The following is a 15573-nucleotide window of genomic DNA, read 5'->3' on the forward strand; positions in this document are numbered from 1 at the left end:
GCGGCGGCGAACGCGGCGGCGGCGGCCAGCGAGGCGGCAGTGGCGGCGGCGGACGTGGCGGCCAGCGGGGTGGGCGTTCGGCGCCCCCGCCGACCGGCGCGATCGCTGACGCGCTGCGCCGTGCCGGCCTCGTCGACGAGAACGGCGTTCCCCGCACCGGTCGCTGACCGGAGGCCGCCGCGCCCGACCCGTCGGCGCGGATACCCGCACCGACACCCTGATGGCGCCCGGACCGGCTCACACCCCGGTCCGGGCCGCCCCCCAGTCCGGGCCGCCGAACGGCGGGGAAGGGGTTGTCCCGGCGGTTCACGCCCGAACACCACGGCTAACCCGAACGGACGACTACGCACAGTAGTCTGCGCGAGGCGAGCGGTGAGGCGACGGGCGGGAGGGCCGGAGCAGTGCTGGGACGGCGAGACGACCAGGCGGCGACGGCCCAACCGATCGGGTGGGGAGCGCCGCGCTCCACCCGATCCCGCGCCAGGCGTCGGGCCGGCGTGCCCGTGGTGCTCGCGGTCGTCGCGGCGCTCGGCGCGCTCGCGACCGGCTGCGGGAAGAGCCATGACGAGGCCAAACCGGCGGCGCGGCCTGGCCCGACGGCGAGCCCGCCACGGCCGGCGGCCACGGCGGGTGCCGATGACGATCTCGACCCCGCGCACCTGCCGAAGGGATGGAGCCTCGTCGCCTGGCCGCTGGATCACGACGTCCCGATCTTCGCCGAGTCGGCACCCGACGACGAGGCTGGCGGCGAGGCGGGCGGCGGCTCCGGCGCGCGGGCGACGGCTGCGCCTTCGACCTCGCCGCCGACCGGCGCGGCCGCGCAGATGGCTACCCGCACTCTCACCAACCCGAACGCGCAGGGCGCCCCCTTGGCCCTGCTCGTCGAGCACTACGACGCCGACTGGCTGCGGGTCTCGCTACCGGTACGGCCGAACGGGACGAGCGGCTGGATCCGGCGAGCCGGTGTACAGCTCGGGGCGACCCCGTTCTCGCTCGCCGTCGACCGGGCGAGCCACGTCCTCACGGTCTTCAAGGACGGAAAGCCGGTGCGGGCATACCCCGTCGGCATCGGCACCGGAAGCACCCCGACCCCGGCGGGACGGTTCTACCTGGCCGAGCTGCTGAAGCCCGCGAGCCCGGCCGGGCCGTGGGGACCGTATGCCTTTGGCCTTTCCGGTTTCTCCGACGTCGTGACCACCTTCAACGGCGCTGACGGAATCATCGGACTACACGGCACCAACCAGCCGGAACGCGTCGGCACCGACGTGAGCATGGGCTGCATTCGGCTACGTAACGAGGACATCACCGAACTGGCCGACCTGCTTCCGGTCGGAACGCCGATCACCATCACCTGACTTCCCTCCCCACGCACGCCGCGGGGCCCCGCCGCTGGTCCAGGTAAGGCGGACCGGCGGCGGGGCCATGGCGGGCTGAGGCAGGAATGCTCAGCGGTTCATCGCTGGGTGAGAATGAAGTTGTAGAACAGCGCGATCGGCCAGAGCACGGTGGCGACGAGGGCGGTCAGCAGGCTGGACCAGAAATGCCCGTCCCACCGGTCCACGTGCCAGTATCCCTGGTTCACCGTTATGATCAAGCCAATGACTAGGTATACGAGCGTCGCGAGCGACGCCCTCGTGTAGCTACGAACCGCGACCATTGTCACTCCCGGAGAGAGCCCCATAATGTGGCTTGTTTCCGGAATTTACCCACAATCGACTGGCCATACACCCCCGAGGCACGATGAGTTGGGCGGAAAGCGCGGGCCGACCTCGCCCGCGGCGGTACGGACGACCTCGCGGGCGCGATCCGGTTCGTCTCTGGGCCGATCGGCTGCCCCGGCAGCACGGACATGACCCGCATCGCCAATTTCGGCGCGGGAGAGAAGCTGCTCAGGTGCTGGTGAGAATGAACGTGTAGAACAACGCGAGCGGCCAGAGCACGGTGGCGACAACGCCGGTGAGCAGGCTGGACAGGAAATGGCCGTCCCAACGATCCGGATGCCAGTAGCCCTGGTTCACCGTGATGATCAGGCCGACGACTAGATAGATAAGTACCCCGACGGTCGTTCTTTTGTACGTCCGAGTGTCGGCCATCGATTCTCCCCACCGGAAGGCCATGCGGGCGGTCGCCCCCGGGCTGGAAATTACCCACTATCGGCGGTTCTACACTCCCGAGGCACGATGAGTCGGGCGTCGCCGGACCCGTGAGCGCCTGCCCACCAGGCGTCCTGTCGGGCCAGGTTCGGTGTCGCCGGGCCGACGGGGCCACCGCGGACGGGTCCCAAACCGGTACGGTCGCGACGTGCGTACGAGATGGGCGACAATCGCCGCTATTACGGTTTCGGTGGTGTTGACGGCGGGAATGCTAGCTGCCTGCCAGCCGACGGACACCGCGACGCCGGACCCGACTACCCCGGCGACAGCCGCGGGCGGCGGCGGGGGTGGCGGGGGCAGCGCCGAGTGCGGCGGCTCCGCGGACACCGCGGATGGCGCCCTCAAGGTCATCACAGGACCGATTGGCTGCCCGGGCGGCGTCAACACGTTCTGGGCGCAGAAGCTGGGCAGCGTCTGGACGGTGCCGCGCTTCATCGAGTACCACGACGGCGACATCCCGCCGGACGAGTGCGGGGCGCAGAGCGATGACCCGGACGACTTCGCCAGCAACGCGTTCTACTGCAGCCTCGACGACACGGTCGCCTACAGCGCCGAGTTCATGGCCTCGCTCTCCGAGCAGGACACGGCCTACCCAATGCTGGTGCTCATGCACGAGCTGGGCCACCGGGTCTCGACGCTGACCAGCAAGGAAGGCGTGGTCTCCCGGTCCGAGGAGAACCAGGCCGACTGCCTGGCCGGCGTCCAGGCCAAGTTCGCGCGCGACGCCGACCGGCTACCCCTCTCCGATGCGGTCGAGGGCATCGGCCTCTTCTTCCAGCTCGGCGACTCCGGCGGCTCCTGGTTCTCCGTCGGCGAGCCGAACGCCGACCCGAACGCGCACGGGAACCCGTCCCAGCGCGTCGCCGCCGCCCTTCTCGGCTACGGCAAGGGTGCCGACACCTGCTTCAAGATCGGCAAGTCGCCCACCGGCGGGATCTCGCTGTCCGACACGATCGGCGGCTGACGGCCGCCGGACCCATCGGTCGGCGGGAGGCGCCAACCACACAGCTCCGCTACCCCCGCTACTTCCCCGCCGGGCGCCCCTTGGGCTTCCGGCGGGGATTGGCGCCGCCGCGAGGCAAGATGGAGCCGCCGCGGGCGGCGGGCGCCGGCGGCTCGCCGAAGGGACTTCGCGGATGCCGACGCTGTGCGGGATCGACCTGGAACACCCGGTCATGAACGCGGCAGGCACGGGCAAGTCGCTCGAGGACGTCTCGCGGCTCGCCCGCTCGGCCGCCGCCGCGGTCATCGTCGGATCGATCACCGTCGCCGCCCGGACCGGCAACTCCGGGACCACCTACCACGCCGGTGACGGCTTCTCGCTCAACGCGCTCGGCCTGCCCAACCGAGGCCTGGACTACTACGTCGAGCACCTGCCCGCGATGACACGCCTCGCGCACGATGCCGGCAAGCCGCTGGTGCTGAGCATCGCCGGTTTCTCCGTCGAGGACTATGCCCGGGCCGCCGCCGCGGTCGCGCCGACCGGCGTCGACCTGCTCGAGCTCAACCTCGCCTGCCCCAACGTCTGGGACGGCGGCACCCAGAAGCGCATCGCCTGTTTCGACCCGGGCCAGACCGCGACGATCTGCGCCGCCGTCGACGACGTGCTGCGCGCCACGCCGGCCCCGATCCCCTACGGGGTGAAGATCTCGCCTTTCTCCGACCCGGAGGCGCTCGCGAGCCTGGCCGACGTACTCGGCAAGCCGGCCAGCGGCGCGACGAGCGGAACCGTTGCCACGAGGGGGGCAGGGCGCGGCGGTCCGCGCTATGTCTGCTCGACCAACACCTTCCCGAACGCGCTGGCCTTCGACGAGGCGGGGCGGCCGGTGATCGGGGTGGAGCTCGCCGGGCTCGCGGGGCCGGCGCTGCGCCCGGTCGCCCTCGGCCAGGTTCGCCAGCTGCGCCGGCTCCTGCCCGCCGACATCGAGATCGTCGGCGCCGGCGGGGTGACGACCGGTCGCGACGTCGCCGACTTCCTGCGGGCCGGCGCCACCGCCGTCCAGGTCGCCACCGCCTACTGGAACCGCGACGGCGACCCGGCCGTCTTCGGCGAGATCGCCGCCGACTGGGCCGAGAATCTCGCCGAGTACTGAGCCGCGATCTCGAACCGTGGCGGCTGGGCAGGCCTATACGCACGCTGAGGCACCACGGTTGCTCACCAGTGATGGGAACTGTGGCTGGGGAGCGAGTCCATGGACTCGCTGGCCAACCACGGTTCGCGTTCGCGGCGGCGGGCCGGCCGGAACACGCCCGCCTGGTGACGTCGACGGTGCAGGGGAGCACTCCGGCCTGCCCTCGCGAACGCGCCTACGGCCCTTCCAATGGCGCACGTACTGCACACTTATGGCGCTAGCTAGCGAGAGACCGTCGCGCTCAGCGGTGTGGGTTCCGGTGGGGACCAGCCTGCGCGGCTACTCCCCGACGGGGGCACTATTACGCGCGTGGAGTTGACCAAAGGCGCGAATGCCGCGCTTCCGGACCGGGCGCTCGAGATCACGGTTGGCTGGCGGCCGACGGACTCAAGCGGCGCCAACACCTCGCTGGATGTCTGCGCGCTGCGGCTAGGAGCGAACGGCAAGGTCCGCGTGGACACCGATATGATCTTCTTCAACGCGCCGAGCAGCCCGGACGGGTCGGTCCGCCACATCGGCCGCACGCCGGACGGAGCCGCCGAGGTGGTCACCGTCGACCCGCCGGCCCAGCCGGCGGACGTGCAGTCGATCGTCGTGACCGCGACGATCGACGTCGTCACCCCTCTGCTGACCTTCGGCGGCCTGGGCGTCTGGGCGACGGTCAGGGACCTAGCGAACGGCACGGAGGTCGCGAGTTTCACCGCGCCGCCTCTCGGCCCGGAGAAGGCACTGGTCGTGGTCGAGCTCTACCGGCGCGCCGGTGCCTGGAAGGTCCGGGCCGTCGGCCAGGGCTACGCCTCGGGCCTCGCGGGCCTGGCGACCGACTACGGCGTGGACGTCGGCGGCGACGAGGACATCTCCGCGCCCACGCCGGCCGCCGCCGCGGACCTGCCCGCGACCGGGGACCCGAGGATCGACATGCGCAAGCGGCTCGACCTGCGCAAGAAGACCGTCCAGACGATCCTGGCCAAGCAGGGCATCGCCGGCCGGCAGGCGCGGGTCGCGCTGGCACTCGACGCCAGCGGGTCGATGCGCGGGCTCTACAAGGCGGGCACCGTGGCGCGCGTCGTCGAACGGGTCGCCGCCGTCGCCGCGACCATGGACGACGACGGGACGCTGGACGTCTGGTCCTACGCGACGGAGCCGCTCGCGCTCCCGCCGCTGCGCGTCGACTACCTGGCCGACTGGATCCCGCTCTACGTACGGATGCGCAAGGCGACGACCGGCCAGGGCGGGGCGGACGCGACACTCGCCCGGGAGCAGGCGGCACGGGCCGCGGGCTGGCCGATCCCGAACTGGGACGGCATCGGCGGGCAGAACGAGGAGCAGAAGGTGATGGCGCTCATCGTGGAGCACTTCCGCCGGTTGCCCTCGCCGCCGCCGGCGCTCGTGCTGGTGCTCACGGACGGTGGCCTCTACCGCGACCGGCTGATCGCCGACCTGCTGCGGCGGGCCGCCGACCTGCCGATCTTCTGGCAGTTCATCGGAGTCGGAAAGGCGCGGTACGGCATTCTCGAGAAGCTGGACACACTTTCCGGCCGGCTCGTCGACAATGCCGGGTTCTTCGCGGTGGACGACCTCGACGCGATCGACGACGAGACGCTCTACCGCCGGATGCTTGGCGAGTTCCCTGCCTGGCTGAGCTCGGCCCGCGCCGCCGGCGTTCCGGTCTGACGGGCTCGTTCCCTGGCCGGCACCGCCGTCGGGAATGGCCTTGTCATTCCGAAACGCCGCTCGGGGTGTGGCCTTTGGCCACACCCCGAGTCTGCGTAACGCCTCTTGCTCCCGTCAGAAGTCGCCCCGGCGGGACGGACGGGCCGGCACCGTCGGATATTCGCCAGTGGCTCAGCGCAGCACGCGCCCGCGGCGGGTCGCCCGGACAATCAGCACCAGGATGATGGCGCCGACGATGGAGCCGACGATGCCGGAGGGCTGCAGCGCGCCCTCCCCAAGGTCCTTGTCGAACAGCACGTAACCCAGGAAACCGCCGACGAACGAGCCGGCGATACCGAGCAGGATCGTCGCCAGGATGCTCATCGGGTCCGGGCCCGGAACCAGCAGGCGGGCAACCGCGCCGGCGATGAGGCCAAGAATGATCCAGGAGATGATGGTGACTAGCACGGGAATCCCTCCGACGGGAGACAGTGGATCGGTCGCTATCTACCTCGTCTCGCGCCTTCCCAAACAAGGACAAGGAAGACGAACAGCCGACAGGTCCGACTCGGCCGCGCGACTCGGCCGCGCCGGGGGTCAGAAGATCCGAGCGGCCAGGAGACTCTGGCGACTCAGGTGACAACGACCGCCGGCGTCTGTCCAGCGCGGTCGCGCGCGAGCGCGCCGCCAGGGGGCGTGAAGGTCGCCAGGCTCAGACGTCGAAGCCGAACTGGCGGGCGATGCCGGCGAGGCCGTCTTGGCGGCCCTGGCCGAGCGCGCGGAAGTGCCAGCCCCTGTCGTCGCGGTAGAGCTCCCCGAAGAGCATCGCGGTGTCGGCGGCCGCTTCGTGCGTGAGGTCGTAGCGGGCGAGCTGGACACCCCGGACGGCGTCGACGACCCGGATGAACGCGTGCTGGACGTGTCCGAAGTCCTGGCGGCGGTAGTCGGCGTTGTGGATGGTGACCGCGAAGACGACGCGCTCGACCGTGGGGGGCAGCGCGTCGAGCTGGACGTCGATCTGCTCGTTGTCGCCGTCGCCCTCGCCGGTGAGGCTGTCGCCGCGGTGGGTGATCTCGTTGTGCGTGCTGGACAGATTGTTGAAGAAGACGAAGTAGTCCCGGGACACGATCCGGCCGTCGGCGCGCAGCGCGAGCGCGCTCGCGTCCAGGTCGAAGTCCTCCTCGGAGCCCCGCGGAGCGGGATCCCAGCCGAGACCGACGGTCACACGGGTGAGGTCCGAGCCCTCTTTGGTGAGCGCGATGCTGGCGCCCTTGGTGACGTCGACGGTCATCGACGGTCTACCCCCACAGCGTAGGGGCCGCCGGGAACACGAATGCGAACGAAGCACACCAGCCTGGCCAAAGGCGTGTGGACGTCGCTGTCGTGCCTCCTTCGGCCAGTTCGGATCAGGGAAACCTGGAGATACCAGGCAACCACACCCAAGTGGCCTATGCGGCCGGATGGTCCACTCCACGGCCCTGATCATGGCGGCGAGCGTTTGCTGGCGCCAGTCCGCGCTTGCGGCGCCAACTGGCAGGCAGCTCCGTTAATGCGTCGGTATGGTGACCATCGTGCCGAACTTTCGGATCAGCGAGGCCGCCGCCCTGCTCGGGGTCAGCGATGACACGGTTCGCCGGTGGGCGGACAGCGGCCGGCTGCCGACGGTCCGGGACGATGCCGGGCGGCAGGCGATCGAGGCGGCGGAGCTGGCCCGGTTCGCACGCGAGGTCAGCTCGTCGAGCGAGCCGGCGCTCGGCCGGGCGCCGATCGCGGGCGAGTCGGCCCGCAACCGCTTCCCGGGGATCGTCACCCGAGTCCTGCGTGACGGCGTGATGGCCCAGGTGGAGCTGCAGTGCGGCCCCTACCGGGTGGTCTCGCTGATGAGCCGGGAGGCGGCCGACGAACTGGGGCTGGAGCCCGGCGTGCTCGCGGTCGGGGCGGTGAAGGCGACCAACGTCGTCGTCGAGCTGCCGGTCAGGCGGTAGGCGGTAGACGCGCCGCTCCGGCGCGGGTCGCTGGTGACGGCGCGGTCACCCGGCAGCCAGTCACTCAGCAGCACAGTCACTCGGCGTCGGCGGCCCGTCCGGCCGGCCGGCCTCTTCTCGGGACAGGCGGGGGCAAAATGATCAGACTGTGGACTGACACGAGAGGTCTGGCTGCCGGGCCGTCGGCGGCCGAGCCGCGACGGCGGCGAGGACTCCGGGGCCGCGACGCGCTGACCGTGTTCCTGGCCGCCATGACGCTGGCGCTGGGCGCCGCCGCCTGCGGCGACGACACGACCGGCTCGGAGGCGTCCACCGGGGCATCGACGGCCGCGTCGGCGTCACCGACGAAGGACCCGGTGGCGACGTCGGTCACGGTGTTCGCCGCCGCCTCACTGACCGAGACGTTCACCGCGCTCGCGGACCAGTTCGAGGCCGCGCACCCCGGCGCCGATGTGAAGCTGAACTTCGCGGCCAGCTCGGCGCTCGCCCAGCAGATCATCGCCGGCGCCCCGGCCGACGTGTTCGCCGCCGCCAGCAACGCCACCATGAAGCAGGTCACCGACGCCAAGCTGACCGCGGGCACCCCGACGATCTTCGTCCGCAACAGCATGGAGATCGCCGTCCCGCCGAGCAACCCGGCGCGCATCACGAGCCTCGCCGATCTCGCCAAACCCGGCGTCAAGGTCGCCCTGTGCGAGGAGCAGGTGCCCTGCGGCGCCACCGGCCTCGCGGCGCTGAAGAAGGCCAATGTGACGGTCAAGCCGGCCACGCTTGGCCAGGACGTCAAGAGCGTGCTGTCACTCGTCCAGCTCGGTGAGGTCGACGCGGCACTGGTGTACAAGACCGATGTCGCCTCGGCCGGTGACAAGGTGCTCGGCGTCGAGATCCCGGACGCGCAGAATGCCTCGACGGACTACCCGATCGCCACCCTGACCGGCGGCGATCACCAGGCCACCGGCAAGGCGTTCGCCGACTTCGTCCTTTCGACCACCGGCATCGACGTCCTCGGCAAGGCCGGCTTCAGCAAGCCGCAGTAACCCATCCATGACAGCTTCCGGAGCCGGCGGCCGCCGCCGCGCTGCTGGGCGGCCCATGCCGCGCAGCAGCGGACCGGGCGACGCGTCACCCAGCTCCCCGGAACCCGGCCTCCCGGAATCCAGCGCCCCCGGACCCGGAGCCCCGGAGCCCAGCGCCTCGGCCGCCACGCCGGCGGTCGAGGCCCCCACGGCCGGCCCTGGCCCTGGCCGTGGGGCTGGCCTTGGCCGTGGGGCTGGCGCGGGTGCTGGCCGTGGCCGTGGTCGGGCCCGCCGTGCGCCGAACCGGAGGGTGTGGCGGCTGCGACGGCGGCGTGGCCACCGGGATGGCGGGCTGCCGTGGCCTCTGGTCGTGCCGGCGGCGCTCGGCGCGTTGTTGCTGCTGCTGCCGCTGGTCGGGCTGGTGTGGCGGGGGCCGTGGGACGAGCTGCCCCGGCTGCTGCGCGAGGAGGGCGTCCGCCAGGCGCTGTGGCTGTCGATCCGTACGGCGACCGCGGCGACCGTGCTTTCCCTCCTGCTCGGCGTCCCGCTGGCGTGGCTGCTCGCGCGGGTGGAGTTCCCCGGGCGGGGGTTGGCCAGGGCGCTGGTGACCCTGCCGATGGTGCTGCCGCCCGTCGTCGGCGGCGTCGCGTTGTTGCTGGCCGCCGGCCGGCGCGGCGTCGCGGGGCGCTACCTGTACGACGCGTTCGGCGTCAGCCTGCCGTTCACCACCGCCGCCGTCGTGGTCGCCCAGACCTTCGTCGCGATGCCGTTCCTCGTCGTCGCCGTCGAGGGCGCGCTCCTCGGCGCCGACCGGCGTTACGAGGACGCAGCGGCGACGCTCGGCGCCTCCCCCTGGTACACGTTCCGCCGGGTCACGCTGCCGTCGGTCGCGCCGTCGGTCGCCGCGGGGGCCGTGCTGTGCTGGGCGCGGGCGCTCGGCGAGTTCGGCGCGACGATCACCTTCGCGGGCAGCCTCCCCGGCACTACCCGCACGATGCCGCTGGCCGTCTACTCGGCGATGGAGAGCGACTCGGACGCCGCGATCGCCCTTTCCCTCGTCCTGCTCGTCACCTCCGTCGTCGTACTCTCCGCCCTGCGCGGGCGCTGGCTGCCCACCGCGCGCGACGCCGTCAGCCGGGCGGCGGCATGACCGCGGAGGCGCGCGACGCGGAGGCGGGGGCCGTGGAGTCGGGGTCCCTGGAGCCGGCGGCCATGGAACTGGGATCCCCCGAGTCGACGGCCGTGGAGTCGAAGGCGGCGGGGCTGCGGGCACGGGTGGTCGTCGGCCGCGGGGCGTTCACCCTGGAGGTCGCGCTGGACGTCGCGCCGGGTGAGGTCGTCGGGGTGCTCGGGCCGAACGGGGCCGGCAAGAGCAGTCTGCTGGCGGCGCTCGCCGGGTTGCTGCCCCTAAGCGACGGCCTGGTGACACTCGACGGCGAGGTGCTCGACGACCCGGCGACCGACCGGTTCGTCGAGCCTCGTCACCGGCCGGTCGGCGTCGTCTTCCAGGACTACCTGCTGTTCCGGCATCTGTCGGTGCGCGACAACGTCGCCTTCGGCCTGCGCGCCCGGCGGCTGGTCTCCCGCCGCGACGCGCCCGCGGCGGCGGACACCTGGCTCGACCGGATGGACCTGTCCGGCTTCGGCCCGCGCAGGCCGGCGACCCTGTCCGGCGGGCAGGCGCAGCGGGTCGCGCTGGCCAGGGCGCTCGCGACCGGTCCCCGCCTGCTGCTGCTCGACGAGCCGCTCGCCGCCCTCGACGCGACCACCCGCGTCGACCTGCGCGCGTTCCTGCGCCAGACGCTGCCCGCGACCGGCGCCGCCGTCCTGGTCGTCACCCACGACCCCACGGACGCGGCCGCCCTCGCCGACCGCCTCGTCATCCTCGACGCCGGCGCCGTGGCCGCCGAGGGAAAGCCCGCCGATCTCGCCGAGAACCCGCCGACCCGCTACGTCGCTCAGCTCTTCGGCGCCGCCGAGCCCAGGCGACGGTAGCCGCAGCGGGCATCATCGACATCAAGATCAGCCAGACGGCCCGCGTCACCAACGACCCGCGACGCCCGGCTGATGACGCGACCGCCAGCGCCGGCCCGTTGACATGATCGCCGGTCGTGCACTCTAGTGGTCATGGAACGGCAGCAGGTGCAACCGCCAGAGGGCTGAAGTCGCGATCATGCCGGCGTCACCGAGGAGGTGCGGGTGGACGACGTCTTCCGGTCCTACCTCGACCCGTCGATCCGCTACGTCTTCTCCCAGAGCCCGGCGCGGGTCCGCGACCGGAGGGACGCCGAGCGCGACGGGCTCAACTGCGTCACGCTGGCCCACCTGGTGATCCGTGACCTGTTCGGCTACGTGCTTCCCGCCGAGTTCCAGTCCTTGGAGCTGTTCTACGACCTGGATCGCTTCGAGCCGGTCCCGGCGCTGGCAGGACTGCGTGCGGGCGACCTCGTCTGGCTCGGCACGGACCGGCCGCGGGTGCGCCTGGAGGAGTTCGTGCCGCGCTACCAGGGCGGTGAGCTGCTGAACTTCGGGGACTTCCCGGTCAACCACGTCGCCGTCTGCACCGGCGTCCGTGCGGCCGGCCACGACCTGCTGCTGCACGCCAGCCCAGTCGAGGGCACCACCGCCCTGTGGCCGCTGCACCGCTTCCGCGGCCACGCCAGATACCGCGTGATCTACGCGATCCGCCGTCTGCGCCCGGATTTCCGCTCTCAGCACGGAGGAGCCCAGGAGCGGACGGCCCTGGGTGACGCCGGCTAGGGGCGCAGCTGGCCCTGTTCGGGGGTGCCGGCCGGGAGGGGGTTGAGGATGGCGAGGTCGAAGGCGCCGTCGGTCAGGCCGTCGAGGCGCTTGACCATCTCGACGAGGGCGGGCGACTTGGAGTGGGCGGCAAGCGCCGCGTCGTCCGCCCACTCCTCGATGAAGTAGAACTTCCCGGGCGCCTCGTGCACCGAGTAGAGCTTGCAACCCACTTCCTTGTGCACCTCGGGCACGGCTGCCAGCAGGGCCGCGCGCACCTCGTCGACGTGCTCCGGCTTCGGGACGACGCTGGCGACGATGACGGGCATGACGCTCCTTGGCTCGGTCCGGTGGTCTGTTTGTACCGCGACCGCGCGGGGCCGCGCTCGGCACGCGTGCCCCGCGCGCTCAGTTGACCTGGCGGGCGGTCGTGGACCAGTACTGGGCGCGCAGTGCCTTCTTGTCGGGCTTGCCGAGGGCGCTGACAGGGATCGAGTCGGCGAAGTCGACCGTCTTCGGCGCGTGGTGGGAGCCCTTGCGGTCGCGGACGAGCGCGGTCAGCTCCGCGGCGAGCTCGTCGTCGGGGGTGGGGACACCCGGCCGGCGCACGACGATGGCCTTCACCGCCTCGCCCCACTTCTCGTCGGGGACGCCGATGACGGCGGTGGCGGCGACCGCCGGGTGGGCGGACAGGACGTCCTCGACCTCGCGCGGGAAGATGTTGAAGCCGCCGGAGATGACCATGTCCTTCTTGCGGTCGACGATGTAGAGGTAGCCCTCCTCGTCGCGGCGCGCGATGTCCCCGGTGTGCAGCCAGCCGTACCGGAACAGCTCGGCGGTCTGCTCGGGCAGTTTCCAGTAGCCGCCGCAGTTCAGCGGCCCGCGCACGCAGATCTCCCCCGGCTCGCCGTCCGGCACCTCGTTGCCCTCGTCGTCGAGCAGCGCGAGCCGTACCCACGGCACCGGGCGGCCGCAGCTGGCCAGCCGCTCCGGCCGGGCCAGGTCGTGCTCCTCCCGGCGCAGCACGGTGATCGTCATCGGCGACTCGGACTGGCCGTAGTACTGGAAGAAGATCGGGCCGAGCCGATTGATCCCCTCGATCAGCCGGGTCGGCGACATCGCGGCGGCGCCGTAGTAGATGGTGCGCAGGCTGGAGACGTCGGCGGTGGCGAGCTTCGGGTGGTCGAGCAGCACGTAGATCATCGTCGGGACCAGCATGGTCGCGCTGATCCGGTACTTCTCGATCGCGTCGATCACCGCGCCCGGCTCGAAGCCGGGCAGCACCACCAGGCAGCCGCCGCGCAGCAGCACCGGGATGAAGAAGGCCGCGCCCGCGTGGGACAGCGGGGTGCACATGAGGAAGCGGGGCTCATCGGGCCACTGCCACTCGGTGAGCTGGATGTGCGTCATCGCGGCGGCGTTGCGGTAGGTGCCGAGCACGCCCTTCGGGCGGCCGGTGGTGCCGCCGGTGTAGGTCAGGCCGCCGACATCGTCGGGGCCGACGGCCGGGGCGCGCAGCGGTGCCGGGGTGAAGCCTCCGGCGAGCGCGAGCAGGTCGGGCCCCAGATCGGTCGGGCCGAACGTGAGGACCTGGCGCAGCGTCGGCACCCGCTCCAGGTACGCGGCGGCGCGGTCGGCGAACTTCTCGTCGACGACGAGCGTCTCCACCTCGGCGTCGGTGAGCACGTAGACGTGGTCGTCGATGGAGCCGAGCGGGTGCAGCGACGTCGAGCGGCAGCCGGTGATCATGTTCGCGCCCATGGCGAACAGGACCTCGGGCCGGTTCGGCGCGAGCATCGCCGTGCGGCTGCCGACCCGCAGGCCGACGGAGGCGTAGGCCTGCGCGTAGCGGCTTATCTCCGCGGCCACCTCGGCTGCGGTGAGCGCGACGTCGCCGATGTAGACGGCCGGCCTGTCGGGGTTGCGCCCGAGCGCGGCGATGAGCAGGTCGGGCAGGAACGACGGCCGGTAGAGATCGCCGGACTGCGGCGCCTGGGTCGTGGCGGTGGCCGTGGCGGTGGCCGCGCCCGCGGTGGACGTCTCGGCGGTGGTGGTCACGTGTTCACATCCTCCGGAGTCTGCGCCGCCGCTACCGGCTCAGCCGCGGTCGCGGTCGCGGCGCGGGCCGCGGCGGCCTCGTCGGACAGGCGCCGCGCGGTCTCCCGGCCCCAGACCGTGTCCGGCTTGCCGGCAGGGTTGCGGACGATTGTATCCAATATATATATCTCCTTGGGCGCCTTGTACCCAGCGAGGTGCTGACGGGTGTGAGCGATGAGCTCCGCGGCGCTCGGCGGCGCCGTCGCCGGCGCGCGCAGCGCGACCAGCGCCACGACCCGCTCGCCGTACCGCTCGTCCGGCACGCCGACGACCGCGACGTCGAAGACCGCGTCGTGTGTCTTGAGCGCGTCCTCGACCTCGTCGGGGAAGACCTTCTCGCCGCCGGTGTTCACCACCGTGCTGCCGCGGCCGAGCAGCTGGACGGTGCCGTCCTCACGAGCCAGGGCGAGGTCGCCGGGCACGACCCAGCGGACGCCGCGGGTGTCGCGCAGGAACGTCGCGTCGGTCTTCTCGCTGTCCTTGTAGTAGCCGAGCGGGATGGCGCCGCGCCGCGCGATCCGCCCCGGTTCCGGCGAGCCCGGCGGGACCGGGTCGAGGTTCTCGTCCAGCACCGCTGTGTCCCCGGTCAGCTGGAACACCCGCTTCCCGCCGTTCGCGCTGCCGTTGTGGCCGAACTCGGACGCGCCGTAGGAGTCGAGCAGGAACACGTTCGGCAGCGCGGCGGCGAGGTCGTCGCGGACCTGGCCGGACATCGGCGCGCCCGTGTTCGAGAACGCCAGCAGCCCGGACAGGTCATAGCGGCCCGGGGCCGCCAACAGCGCGTCGGCGATAGGCCGGGCCATCGCGTCGCCGACGACCGTCATCGACGTCGCCCGTTCCTCGGCGGCCAGGCGCAGCACGCCGTCGGCGTCGAAGTGGCGGCCGCACCAGATCACGGCCGTCCCAGCGGTGCCGACGCTGATCAGCAGGCTGAGCTCGGCGGCGCCGTGCATGAGCGGCGCCATGATCAGATAGTTCAACGGCGGGTTCGCGGTGTGGGCGAGGATGTCGGCAAGCGCCCGCGGCGTGGACCCGTCCGGCAGCGGGCGGCCGATCGCGGCGTGGAACAGGTCCTCGTGCCGCCACAGGACGCCCTTGGGCATACCGGTGGTGCCACCGGTGTAGAGGACGAACACGTCATCCCCGCTGCGGGCGGTGCGCACCGGGCCGTCGTCGGCCGGCTCGTCCTCGTATCCGACCAGCCGGATCCCGCGGTCGGCGAGCGCGCCGCCGGGGCCGGCGAGCGTGCCGAGCCCGCCGTCGTCGGCCGGGTCGGTGCCGTCCTCGAGGACGACCAGCACCCGCAGGTCCGGCGCGTCGGCCAGGATCTCGGCGACGGTCGGCAGGTAGCGGCGCTCGACGACCATCGCCACCAGGTCCGCGTTGACGGCGAGATAGCGCAGCTCGGCGGGTACGTAGCGAAAGTTGATGTTGATCGACGACGCCCGCAGCTTCATGCAGGCGAACATCGACTCGACCCACTCGGCCCGGTTGACCGCGTAGATCCCGACGTGCTCGCCGGCGCGCACGCCGGCCCCGCGTAGCAGCCGGGCCGCCCGGTCCATGCGGGCGTCGAGCTCGCCGAACGTCAGCCGGACCGGCGGGGCCACCAGCGCGAGCCGGTCGGGCACCGCGTCGGCCATCAGCTCGAGCATGTCCGCGAAGTTGATCGGCTCGGGCTCGGGCTCCGACCCGGTCCCCGGCCCGGCGCTCCGGCTGAGCTCCGACCCGCTTCCCGACTCGTTCTCCGGCTCGTTCTCCGGCTCGATGCTCACGCCACCGCTCCAAAGTAGATCAT

General features: G+C 72.1%; 16 protein-coding genes. 9 read left to right on the forward strand and 7 right to left on the reverse strand.

Translation table 11 applies throughout. From position 1 onward, the window contains the following. The first annotated feature begins 497 nt into the window (after window positions 1-497). Window positions 498-1355 (forward strand): L,D-transpeptidase, encoded by an 858-nt coding sequence (locus FRCN3DRAFT_RS0228935; protein WP_232794181.1) that lies wholly within the window; start codon window positions 498-500, stop codon window positions 1353-1355. 98 nt (window positions 1356-1453) lie between these two features. Here the strand turns inward: FRCN3DRAFT_RS0228935 and FRCN3DRAFT_RS0228940 are convergent, their stop codons facing one another. Both FRCN3DRAFT_RS0228940 and FRCN3DRAFT_RS0228945 read right to left on the reverse strand, forming a co-directional pair. Next, window positions 1454-1594: a hypothetical protein gene (locus FRCN3DRAFT_RS0228940; RefSeq protein ID WP_232794182.1), complete on the reverse strand. Its 141-nt coding sequence runs from the start codon at window positions 1592-1594 to the stop codon at window positions 1454-1456. 295 nt (window positions 1595-1889) lie between these two features. Next, window positions 1890-2093: a hypothetical protein gene (locus tag FRCN3DRAFT_RS0228945; protein ID WP_007518207.1), complete on the reverse strand. Its 204-nt coding sequence runs from the start codon at window positions 2091-2093 to the stop codon at window positions 1890-1892. Between the two features lie 253 nt (window positions 2094-2346). On the opposite strand from FRCN3DRAFT_RS0228945, the gene FRCN3DRAFT_RS0228950 reads away from it, so the two are divergent. The 3 genes from FRCN3DRAFT_RS0228950 (at window position 2347) to FRCN3DRAFT_RS0228960 (ending at window position 5959) form a co-directional block, all read left to right on the forward strand. Next, window positions 2347-3117, forward strand: a complete 771-nt coding sequence (locus FRCN3DRAFT_RS0228950; RefSeq protein WP_232794183.1) for a neutral zinc metallopeptidase — start codon at window positions 2347-2349, stop codon at window positions 3115-3117. A gap of 172 nt (window positions 3118-3289) precedes the next feature. Continuing rightward, the gene (locus FRCN3DRAFT_RS0228955; protein WP_007518209.1) at window positions 3290-4246 is read left to right on the forward strand and encodes a tRNA-dihydrouridine synthase; all 957 of its coding nucleotides are present in this window, start codon (window positions 3290-3292) and stop codon (window positions 4244-4246) included. Between the two features lie 348 nt (window positions 4247-4594). After that, window positions 4595-5959: a VWA domain-containing protein gene (locus FRCN3DRAFT_RS0228960; protein WP_007518211.1), complete on the forward strand. Its 1365-nt coding sequence runs from the start codon at window positions 4595-4597 to the stop codon at window positions 5957-5959. Between the two features lie 171 nt (window positions 5960-6130). Here FRCN3DRAFT_RS0228960 and FRCN3DRAFT_RS0228965 read toward each other — a convergent pair whose 3' ends face one another. Further along, complete coding sequence (locus FRCN3DRAFT_RS0228965; protein ID WP_007518213.1) at window positions 6131-6406, reverse strand: GlsB/YeaQ/YmgE family stress response membrane protein; 276 nt, start codon at window positions 6404-6406, stop codon at window positions 6131-6133. Between the two features lie 244 nt (window positions 6407-6650). After that, the gene (locus FRCN3DRAFT_RS0228970) at window positions 6651-7229 is read right to left on the reverse strand and encodes a TerD family protein (RefSeq protein ID WP_007518214.1); all 579 of its coding nucleotides are present in this window, start codon (window positions 7227-7229) and stop codon (window positions 6651-6653) included. 280 nt (window positions 7230-7509) lie between these two features. Here FRCN3DRAFT_RS0228970 and FRCN3DRAFT_RS0228975 point away from each other — a divergent pair, with 280 nt between their 5' ends. From FRCN3DRAFT_RS0228975 to FRCN3DRAFT_RS0228995, 5 genes are all read left to right on the forward strand, one after another. Beyond that, window positions 7510-7923, forward strand: a complete 414-nt coding sequence (locus FRCN3DRAFT_RS0228975) for a TOBE domain-containing protein (protein ID WP_027141042.1) — start codon at window positions 7510-7512, stop codon at window positions 7921-7923. A gap of 251 nt (window positions 7924-8174) precedes the next feature. Next, window positions 8175-8960 carry a molybdate ABC transporter substrate-binding protein gene (gene modA, locus FRCN3DRAFT_RS0228980; protein ID WP_051467262.1) on the forward strand — a complete coding sequence of 262 codons (786 nt, stop codon included), beginning with the start codon at window positions 8175-8177 and terminating at the stop codon, window positions 8958-8960. Window positions 8961-9309: 349 nt separating this feature from the next. Further along, window positions 9310-10089 (forward strand): ABC transporter permease, encoded by a 780-nt coding sequence (locus FRCN3DRAFT_RS46880; RefSeq protein ID WP_007518217.1) that lies wholly within the window; start codon window positions 9310-9312, stop codon window positions 10087-10089. Further along, window positions 10086-10934 (forward strand): sulfate/molybdate ABC transporter ATP-binding protein, encoded by an 849-nt coding sequence (locus FRCN3DRAFT_RS0228990; RefSeq protein ID WP_007518220.1) that lies wholly within the window; start codon window positions 10086-10088, stop codon window positions 10932-10934. The genes FRCN3DRAFT_RS46880 and FRCN3DRAFT_RS0228990 overlap by 4 nt, the downstream gene beginning before the upstream one ends. 204 nt (window positions 10935-11138) lie before the next feature. Beyond that, window positions 11139-11699: a hypothetical protein gene (locus FRCN3DRAFT_RS0228995; protein WP_007518221.1), complete on the forward strand. Its 561-nt coding sequence runs from the start codon at window positions 11139-11141 to the stop codon at window positions 11697-11699. Here FRCN3DRAFT_RS0228995 and FRCN3DRAFT_RS0229000 read toward each other — a convergent pair. From FRCN3DRAFT_RS0229000 to FRCN3DRAFT_RS0229010, 3 genes are all read right to left on the reverse strand, one after another. Further along, window positions 11696-12007, reverse strand: a complete 312-nt coding sequence (locus FRCN3DRAFT_RS0229000) for a putative quinol monooxygenase (RefSeq protein WP_007518223.1) — start codon at window positions 12005-12007, stop codon at window positions 11696-11698. The two genes, FRCN3DRAFT_RS0228995 and FRCN3DRAFT_RS0229000, sit on opposite strands and share 4 nt — an antisense overlap. Window positions 12008-12086: 79 nt before the next feature. Then, window positions 12087-13736 carry an AMP-binding protein gene (locus FRCN3DRAFT_RS0229005; protein WP_007518225.1) on the reverse strand — a complete coding sequence of 550 codons (1650 nt, stop codon included), beginning with the start codon at window positions 13734-13736 and terminating at the stop codon, window positions 12087-12089. Beyond that, on the reverse strand, window positions 13733-15550 hold the full coding sequence (locus FRCN3DRAFT_RS0229010; RefSeq protein WP_007518226.1) for an AMP-binding protein: 1818 nt from the start codon (window positions 15548-15550) through the stop codon (window positions 13733-13735). The genes FRCN3DRAFT_RS0229005 and FRCN3DRAFT_RS0229010 overlap by 4 nt, the downstream gene beginning before the upstream one ends. Window positions 15551-15573: the final 23 nt, after the last annotated feature.

The sequence above is a fragment of the Pseudofrankia saprophytica genome (genome assembly GCF_000235425.2).
Classification (GTDB): domain Bacteria; phylum Actinomycetota; class Actinomycetes; order Frankiales; family Frankiaceae; genus Pseudofrankia; species Pseudofrankia saprophytica.

Excerpts from the sequence above, each read along its gene's own strand:
- FRCN3DRAFT_RS0228945 (WP_007518207.1), bottom strand. The coding sequence starts at position 2,093 with ATGGCCGACACTCGGACGTACAAAAGAACGACCGTCGGGGTACTTATC.
- FRCN3DRAFT_RS0228955 (WP_007518209.1), top strand. The coding sequence starts at position 3,290 with ATGCCGACGCTGTGCGGGATCGACCTGGAACACCCGGTCATGAACGCG.
- FRCN3DRAFT_RS0228970 (WP_007518214.1), bottom strand. The coding sequence starts at position 7,229 with ATGACCGTCGACGTCACCAAGGGCGCCAGCATCGCGCTCACCAAAGAG.
- modA (WP_051467262.1), top strand. The coding sequence starts at position 8,175 with ATGACGCTGGCGCTGGGCGCCGCCGCCTGCGGCGACGACACGACCGGC.
- FRCN3DRAFT_RS0228990 (WP_007518220.1), top strand. The coding sequence starts at position 10,086 with ATGACCGCGGAGGCGCGCGACGCGGAGGCGGGGGCCGTGGAGTCGGGG.
- FRCN3DRAFT_RS0229000 (WP_007518223.1), bottom strand. The coding sequence starts at position 12,007 with ATGCCCGTCATCGTCGCCAGCGTCGTCCCGAAGCCGGAGCACGTCGAC.